This is a genomic window from Pelosinus baikalensis (genome assembly GCF_020819555.1).
Taxonomy (GTDB): Bacteria; Bacillota; Negativicutes; order DSM-13327; family DSM-13327; genus Pelosinus; species Pelosinus baikalensis.
This window is the reverse complement of sequence record NZ_JAJHJB010000084.1, coordinates 1-7472: the sequence shown is the minus strand read 5'-3', so window position 1 is coordinate 7472 and position 7472 is coordinate 1. Positions and strand designations below refer to the sequence as shown.

Below are 7472 nucleotides of genomic sequence, written 5' to 3'. Positions count from 1 at the left end.
AGTGATCATTTTTTTCTAGTGAGGGCTTGACTTTAGTTAGCTGGTCTTGTGTCCCATTCTATTTAGCAATGTAAGGTCCTAATTGTTTGTTAGTGAATTTGAAACTTGATTTTTCATTTTTCAGCCACATATTCCCCTTGATGATAAAAACGTATATAGCGATGACAAAGTAAATTATTCCATAAATCCAGTCAAGTTGGGTTGTTAAATTATTTGAAACAATATAATTGATGTACCAATATCCAATAGGAATATGAAAAAATAAAACTGCGAATAAGCCGGGATTGTAAATAGTTTTGGCTCTTATATTAGCGAAAAAACCATGCCAGAAAAATTGGAAAAATCCCATAAGGATCGGTGCAAGGCCTAACCATATCTTATCGACAAAAAAGACGGGGATAAGATAAAAGATATAGGCAATTAAGATATTTATGACCATAGCCGATTGACTATTCAAAGGATATCTTTCCGGATTCGTACTTTTGAATATTACAATGTTAAAAATTCCCGGGAAATATCCCGGCCAACGATATTCTTCAAATTGATGAATTAGGATTGCAACAAAACTCAGCCATAAAATCATCTTTATTTCTGATATATTTTGCTGATCAAGTAATAAATAAGCACATACTGCTAAGGCTACAAACCCGCCTATATCATGCCAATATTTTCTTAAAAAGTTCATATTCTTTCACCTCATTCTTTTAATTTTCGTGAAAATAGCGTTGAAATAGCAAATTAATCTGTTCTTCAATTGATGCCATCTTGATATCCGCTCCTGATTCAAAAATCGGACTCATTAATGCAGGAAGAAAAATAGCTCCTAATAGCTGTACTGTCATCATCATTAATATGTCTGGATTTTCCTCATGTGTTATTTCTTTCAAAGTAGCTTGAATTTTATTAAATCCCATTGTTTTCATAAACGTCCCATATTCATACTGGGATGAAAAAACCGTCGTGCCCAAAGCAATGGTTTTTCGAACTACTTCCGGATACTGATGAATTACCTTTACATAATGCATTAAAAACAATTTTAGTCGTTCTTTGGGCGATATTGTGACATCATCAAGAACAGTAAAAGTTTCTTGAAAGTCCGTTAATAAAATCTTAATGCTTTCATTTATCAGTTTTTCTTTGGAACCAAAATAGTAATTGACAAGTGAAATATTCGAATCGGTTGCGGCACCAATTTTTCTTATTGTGACGCCTTCAAACCCTTCTCTTTTAATCAGATCTAAAGTGGCCTGCAAGATTTTTTCTTTTGTTGATATGTTTTTATCGGAATCTATCACTTTATTTCTCCTCCTATAGTAATGTTTGATTAATTTAGAAGCATGTAAGTCAATAATCAAACAACGTTTAAATCATTGTTTGATTATATATTATCTATAATATTTACTCTTGTCAAGTCTTAAGTTTAAAAAAATAAATCACAATAACTTGGGGGCAGAGGTTGTACATTCGAGTGCTTCCAAACGACAAATGCCCTAAAGTTCATTAGGTTCTGAACTTTAGGGCATAACTATAAATTTACCATATTTATGTATATTTATTATTTTCAGAAACACATCTCACAATCCCAATAAGTGTGATCGGTGCGTTTTGTGCCTGTTTACTTGTTTAATAGTTAAGCTAATACATGCTTGATATAATCTGCAATTTCGTCATTCTTGCAATTTGCAAAGAAGTATTCTTGGAATCGTTCTCCACTTACTGCACCTTTTAATAACTCTTGATCAATATTTCTTAAAATAGTCATCATATCTTGATGAGTTACTTTTTTAACTTCATCTAAAATTTTCTTGTTGCGTTGTTCTGGGATTACTCTATCTTTTGGATAGCCCTGTCCGCTTTCGCCTAGAAATAATTTCTCAAAAATATATTGAAGGTTTAACTCAGCACCCCAGCCCAATCCTTTTGCAAATGGTAAAGAAATTGCATTTCCATCATTGATTTGAGCAAACATATAGGCATCGGATGGATCTACTATGTGTCCGCATAACACTCCTGGAAAGACGTTGCAGGCTAGCATAGCACCTTCTCCAGTACCGCATCCTGTTATGATATAATCTGCCGCTTTTGCGTTTAACAATATAGCTGCCAGAATTCCATTCTGTACATAAGTCAATTGCTGCTTATCATCTGCACTATACATTCCGTAGTTGAATACTTCATGTCCCATTGGTTCTACTACTTTTTTCAAAGCGGAACAAATCATTTCATTTTTAGCGGCTTGGCTATTTTCATTGATTAATGCTATTTTCATTTTTTCACGCCTCCTATAATACAATTCTAACGTTAAGGCTGTTTTCCGATGTAAGCTAAGATGCCTCCATCTACATAAAGGATATGTCCGTTTACAAAATCAGAAGCCTCTGATGCTAAGAATACTGCAGGGCTCTGTAAATCTTCAGGTGTTCCCCAGCGAGCAGCCGGCGTTTTTGCAATAATAAAGCTATTGAATGGATGTCCTTCTTCTCTCAGGGGTGCTGTTTGTGGGGTTGCAATATAACCAGGTCCAAGGCCGTTACACTGGATATTAAACTGTCCATATTCTGATGCAATATTTCTTGTCAGCATCTTCAATCCGCCTTTAGCGGCCGCATAAGCAGATACTGTTTCACGTCCAAGTTCACTCATCATAGAACAGATGTTAATAATTTTTCCATGTCCTTTTTTAATCATTCCTGGAATGACTGCTTTTGCTACGATAAATGGTCCATTTAAATCGATATCGATTACCTGACGGAATTCTGCCGCTGTCATTTCAATCATAGGAATACGTTTAATAATACCAGCGTTATTTACAAGAATATCAATGATACCAACCTCTTGTTCCACTTTAGCTACCATGGATTGTATTTCATCTTCCTTTGTTACGTCAGATACATATCCAAAAGCATTGATTCCAGCTTCTTTATAAGCTTTGATTCCTTTATCCACCAACTCTTGATTTATGTCATTAAAAACAATAGTTGCACCGGCCTCAGCATAAGCACTGCCAATAGCAAAACCAATTCCATAAGATCCGCCAGTTACTAATGCAACTTTTCCTTCCAGCGAAAATTTTTTCATAATACCCATTACATTTTTACCTCCTTGTTATTTTAGATCCCCTACTGCCATATTTCTGTTATCTTACCTATGCAAGCAGTATATCATACTAATATTTCATAATCTTGTCATATTTTCTTATAAATCTTGCATATCTTGAACATGCCAATTATAATTACATAGGAAAGGATATGTGGTAATATGGAAAAATTCACATCATGTAAGGCAGCAATCTCGGAATGTCTGAAAAACAAATACTATGCAATAGCACATTTGCACAAAGAAGAAAAAACCATGGATATTCATATCCATGATTGTTATGAAATATATTATTCCATTTCAGGTGGAAAACAGTTTCTTATCGATAACCGTTTTTATGATATTAATCCAGGAGATTTATTTATTATCAATCAATTTGAGAGCCATTATTTAACACAAATTAATAATATGGTTCATGAACGTATTATTATTTCTATATATCCTGATTTCTTAAAGGAAATTTCGACTATAAAAACAGATCTTAGCTATTGTTTTACCGAGCGTAATCAGGTATTCAATCATCGCATTTCATTAAACAAAAAGCAGCAGTACCGCTTTCTTTATTTTATTGGCAAAATAACTACATTAAATGAGTTTGGAAGTGATATACTCGATCGGGTAGCTTTTATGGAAATGATGGTTATGATCAATAGTTTATTTATAAATAACCATAGCTTGGAAATAGCGGATTCCAACTTCCAGTACAATCAACAGGTACAAGAAATCCTTACCTACATCAACCAGCATATTACTGAGGCGATTACTGTAGAACATCTGGCAGAGCAGTTCTACATCAGTACCTCTTATATATGCAGAATTTTCAAGGCAACTACAGGCACCACTATTAACAAATACATTAATGCCCGCCGTATTACCATAGCAAAAACTTTATTAACTATGGGTTTAGGAGTCAGCGAAGTTTGTGAAAAGTGTGGCTTTAATGATTATAGCAACTTCTTAAAAGCGTTTACAAAAGCAGTTGGCATATCTCCGAAAAAATATGGTCAATATAGTGCAAGTTAACGACAGAATACAGGCCCCATATGCCCATGGGATATGGGGACAGATCGAAAAATATTTCTATACCTGCTAGCTTTAAGTCTAACATTATAGCAAAATACTGACATTGAATAATAATTAAATTTAAGAAAAGGAAAATCCATAAGCTACATCATACAGTCTTATGGTAAAAAGAGAGACCAGCATCTTTCGATTAACGGATGCTGGCGTTTTTATTTTGGCCCTTGATGAACGTTTTCCATACTCAGTAAATATGATATTGCGATATATGTTTTGTAAACAAGAAATTGGCTGCATAGAAGGTGTAGTTCTTGAACCGCCTTTTCCCGTAACGCGCTCAAAAAAAAGACGAGAGGACATCAGATCGTGTTTTTTTAGGAGAATTAGACTACTGGTCAGCTAGTTTACGTATATTTGCGGCTTGATCTATGTTGGTAAGTATGTATAAAAAATCACCTGTAATAATGCGGGTCTCTCCTTTCGGTACCAGTTCCAAGTCACCACGCTTAATACTAATGAGAAGAGAATGAAGAGGCCAGTCAATGTTTTTAACCTGACGGCCGTCAATTTTCGATCCACTGGAAATAACAATTTCAATTACCATACGTTTTTCTGAAGTCAGATTCAATGGAACTTTACCTCGTTTAATAAGAGAGCGCTCTAACAATTCTTCGTAAATGGGCTTGGATTTAGCAATATCAGCAACCAGATACGCTGTCATAGATACAATAATCAAGGAAAGCATATGATTAAAAGATCCCGTCATTTCCATAATGAGTATACTGCCCGTAATGGGTGCTTTAACGATAGCCGTAAAGTATGCTGCCATAGAAAACACAATAATATTAGTGCTGTAATAAGGATCAAATCCTAACGATTGAATAAGGACATGATTAAATACGCCTCCGATTAATGCACCAATGACCAGCATTGGTAAAAAAATACCTCCTGGAACTCCAGAACCATAGCTAATCATTGTAAAGATAAATTTAGTTATAAGTAAAACGACTACTAGTGTTACAGTAAATTGATTTGATGAGATCGCATCGACTAAATTATTGCCTCCACCAAGAATATCGGGCAGAAAAAAACCAGCTATTCCAGCTAATGTAAGTGGCACAATAATTTTCCCAATACCAGATAATAGATATTGTTTTTCAAATATATCTAGCGTTTTTATCAAAACTTTATTAAAAAGAATGCCTAGTACACCTGTTACGACACCAAGTACAATCAAAAATCCGTAATATTGTACAGGAAAAATTGGTAAGTCAATCAAGTTAAAAACAGGATTGGGTCCAAAGTAATATTGCGATATTACAGCGGCAGTTAAAGCAGCTGCCACTGTGGACATCAATACGGTAGGGGAAAAATTCTTGTGCAATTCTTCCAAGGAAAATATAACTCCTGCTAACGGCGCATTAAAAGCAGCAGCCAATCCAGCACTGGCTCCACTTGTTAATAGGTAACGTTCTTCCATTTTCGTCCTGCCTAACATTCGACTAATACCTTGCCCTACTGTGGCACCAAGCTGGATGGATGGTCCTTCCCGTCCTAAAGATAGTCCAGCGCCAATTGCCAGTATTCCACCGACAAACTTACTAACCATTACTTGCCACCATTTCATCCTCATTTGCCCGAGAATTGTACCTTTTACTTGAGGAATACCACTGCCGGCAGCCATGGGTTCCTTTCTGACAATCCAACGCAATAAGTAAGCAATACCTAATAATACGATAAACCAGCCTATGACTAAGTACCATGAATCAGTATGGATACGCATATAAATAATACCTCGTAATGCTTCTGCTTGTTCCAGTAAATAGCGGAATAATACAATGATCAATCCAGTTATACTACCAATTAAGATACTTTCACTGAACAATTTGAGTTTAAAATCATGCCAATGGATTAGGGCGTGGTAAACTTTGCTTATTTTTTGTGTAGTCATAGAACTTCCTCCAGGTAACTCTGTGGTGCATCAGGTTAAAGCTGCACATAGTTACATTTTGGCACTTAGGTCGAATGTTGTCAAATACAGAACTACTACTTTTTATTTGCTTCTAGGGAACTATCTATAATTTATGTATTTATAGTTTGCTACTTTCACACATTCTGCCGTACCTTAGATTTTCCTGAAAGATAAAATTACACCATTATGTCAAACCTGAGAGAAGCCACTCATAAATCTACTAAATAAAGTAGATAATGGGTGGCTTCTCTTTCTTGAATGATTCATGTTATTGAATAGAATTTGCCTAAACAATGCTATACTATATTTATAATATAAATATTGAATAGTAATAATTAATTCGAATATGAAAGGGTAAATGATGATTAATGAAAAGAATATTAAAACTTTAGGGACACATAGCGGGAAATTTCATGCAGACGATGTTATGGCTACCGCTATACTTAGGTTACTGCTAGGCGATATAAAGGTAACAAGAACAAGAGATGAAAATATACTTAGAAAACTAGATTTTGTTTATGACATATCCTTGGGAGAATTCGACCATCACCAACTAAATAAAGAAATAAGAGAAAATAATATTCCATATGCTGCTTGTGGTTTAGTCTGGAGAGAATTTGGCTCAAGAATAATACAAAAGTTTAATTCTCAACTTGAAGAAAATGATATAATCTCGATTTTTGATTATGTTGATAAAAATTTAGTGCAGGGGATTGACGCTACAGATAATGGCATAGACATAAAATCAGAAATTAAAGTAACTTCAATAAGTGATATTATCCAAAGTTTTAATCCTACATGGGATTCAAATGATTCCATAGATGAGGCGTTTGAAAAAGCTGTTCAATATGCTACTGAGGTTATAAAAAGAATAATAAGTAGACAAGTTTCTGTTATAAAAGCAAGGATTATAGTAAATGAAGCCTTTCAAAATAGAAATATTAATGAAATAATGGTTTTAAAAACCGGTTGCCCTTGGCTCCAACAGTTGCTTAAAATAGATTTAAATAATGAGGTATTATTCGTTATTTCTCCAGATGATAATGATAATGATAATAATACAGAATATAAGATTCAGACTGTAAAGAAAACCGCCGATACTTTCGAAGCAAGAAAAGATATATTAGAATCCATTAGAGGAAAATCAAGTGAAGAAATAAATTCTATAATTAAAATAGATGATGCTATATTTTGTCACAAAGCAGGGTTTATAGCATCAACTAAAAGCATGGAGAGCGCTTTAAAAATAGCAAAATTATCAGTTAAAACTTGAAAATTATAGGACACGGAGACAGGTTAGTTGTCCAAATAAAGACACTAGCTTTAAATTGAGACTATCCCGAAATCTGTGTAAACCTCCAAGTTGGTGTAAAATAGAGACATC

The 7472-nt window shown here is 34.3% G+C and carries 7 protein-coding genes; 2 read left to right on the top strand and 5 right to left on the bottom strand.

The genetic code is table 11. From position 1 onward, the window contains the following. Positions 1-58: 58 nt before the first annotated feature. The 4 genes from LMF89_RS24850 to LMF89_RS24835 form a co-directional block, all read right to left on the bottom strand. On the bottom strand, positions 59-685 hold the full coding sequence (locus LMF89_RS24850; protein ID WP_229537497.1) for an HXXEE domain-containing protein: 627 nt from the start codon (positions 683-685) through the stop codon (positions 59-61). A 19-nt stretch (positions 686-704) separates the two neighbouring features. Continuing rightward, positions 705-1295 (bottom strand): TetR/AcrR family transcriptional regulator, encoded by a 591-nt coding sequence (locus LMF89_RS24845; RefSeq protein WP_229537496.1) that lies wholly within the window; start codon positions 1293-1295, stop codon positions 705-707. A gap of 335 nt (positions 1296-1630) precedes the next feature. Next, positions 1631-2269 (bottom strand): RpiB/LacA/LacB family sugar-phosphate isomerase, encoded by a 639-nt coding sequence (locus LMF89_RS24840; RefSeq protein ID WP_229537495.1) that lies wholly within the window; start codon positions 2267-2269, stop codon positions 1631-1633. Between the two features lie 32 nt (positions 2270-2301). After that, entirely contained in the window at positions 2302-3087 is a 786-nt protein-coding gene (locus LMF89_RS24835; RefSeq protein ID WP_229537494.1) for a gluconate 5-dehydrogenase, read from the bottom strand. 171 nt (positions 3088-3258) lie between these two features. On the opposite strand from LMF89_RS24835, the gene LMF89_RS24830 reads away from it, so the two are divergent. Continuing rightward, the gene (locus LMF89_RS24830; RefSeq protein ID WP_229537493.1) at positions 3259-4119 is read left to right on the top strand and encodes an AraC family transcriptional regulator; all 861 of its coding nucleotides are present in this window, start codon (positions 3259-3261) and stop codon (positions 4117-4119) included. Between the two features lie 385 nt (positions 4120-4504). Here LMF89_RS24830 and LMF89_RS24825 read toward each other — a convergent pair whose 3' ends face one another. After that, positions 4505-6067, bottom strand: a complete 1563-nt coding sequence (locus LMF89_RS24825) for a ClC family H(+)/Cl(-) exchange transporter (protein WP_229537492.1) — start codon at positions 6065-6067, stop codon at positions 4505-4507. 379 nt (positions 6068-6446) lie between these two features. Between LMF89_RS24825 and LMF89_RS24820 the strand changes: the two genes are divergently transcribed. Continuing rightward, positions 6447-7361 (top strand): MYG1 family protein, encoded by a 915-nt coding sequence (locus tag LMF89_RS24820; RefSeq protein WP_229537491.1) that lies wholly within the window; start codon positions 6447-6449, stop codon positions 7359-7361. Positions 7362-7472: the final 111 nt, after the last annotated feature.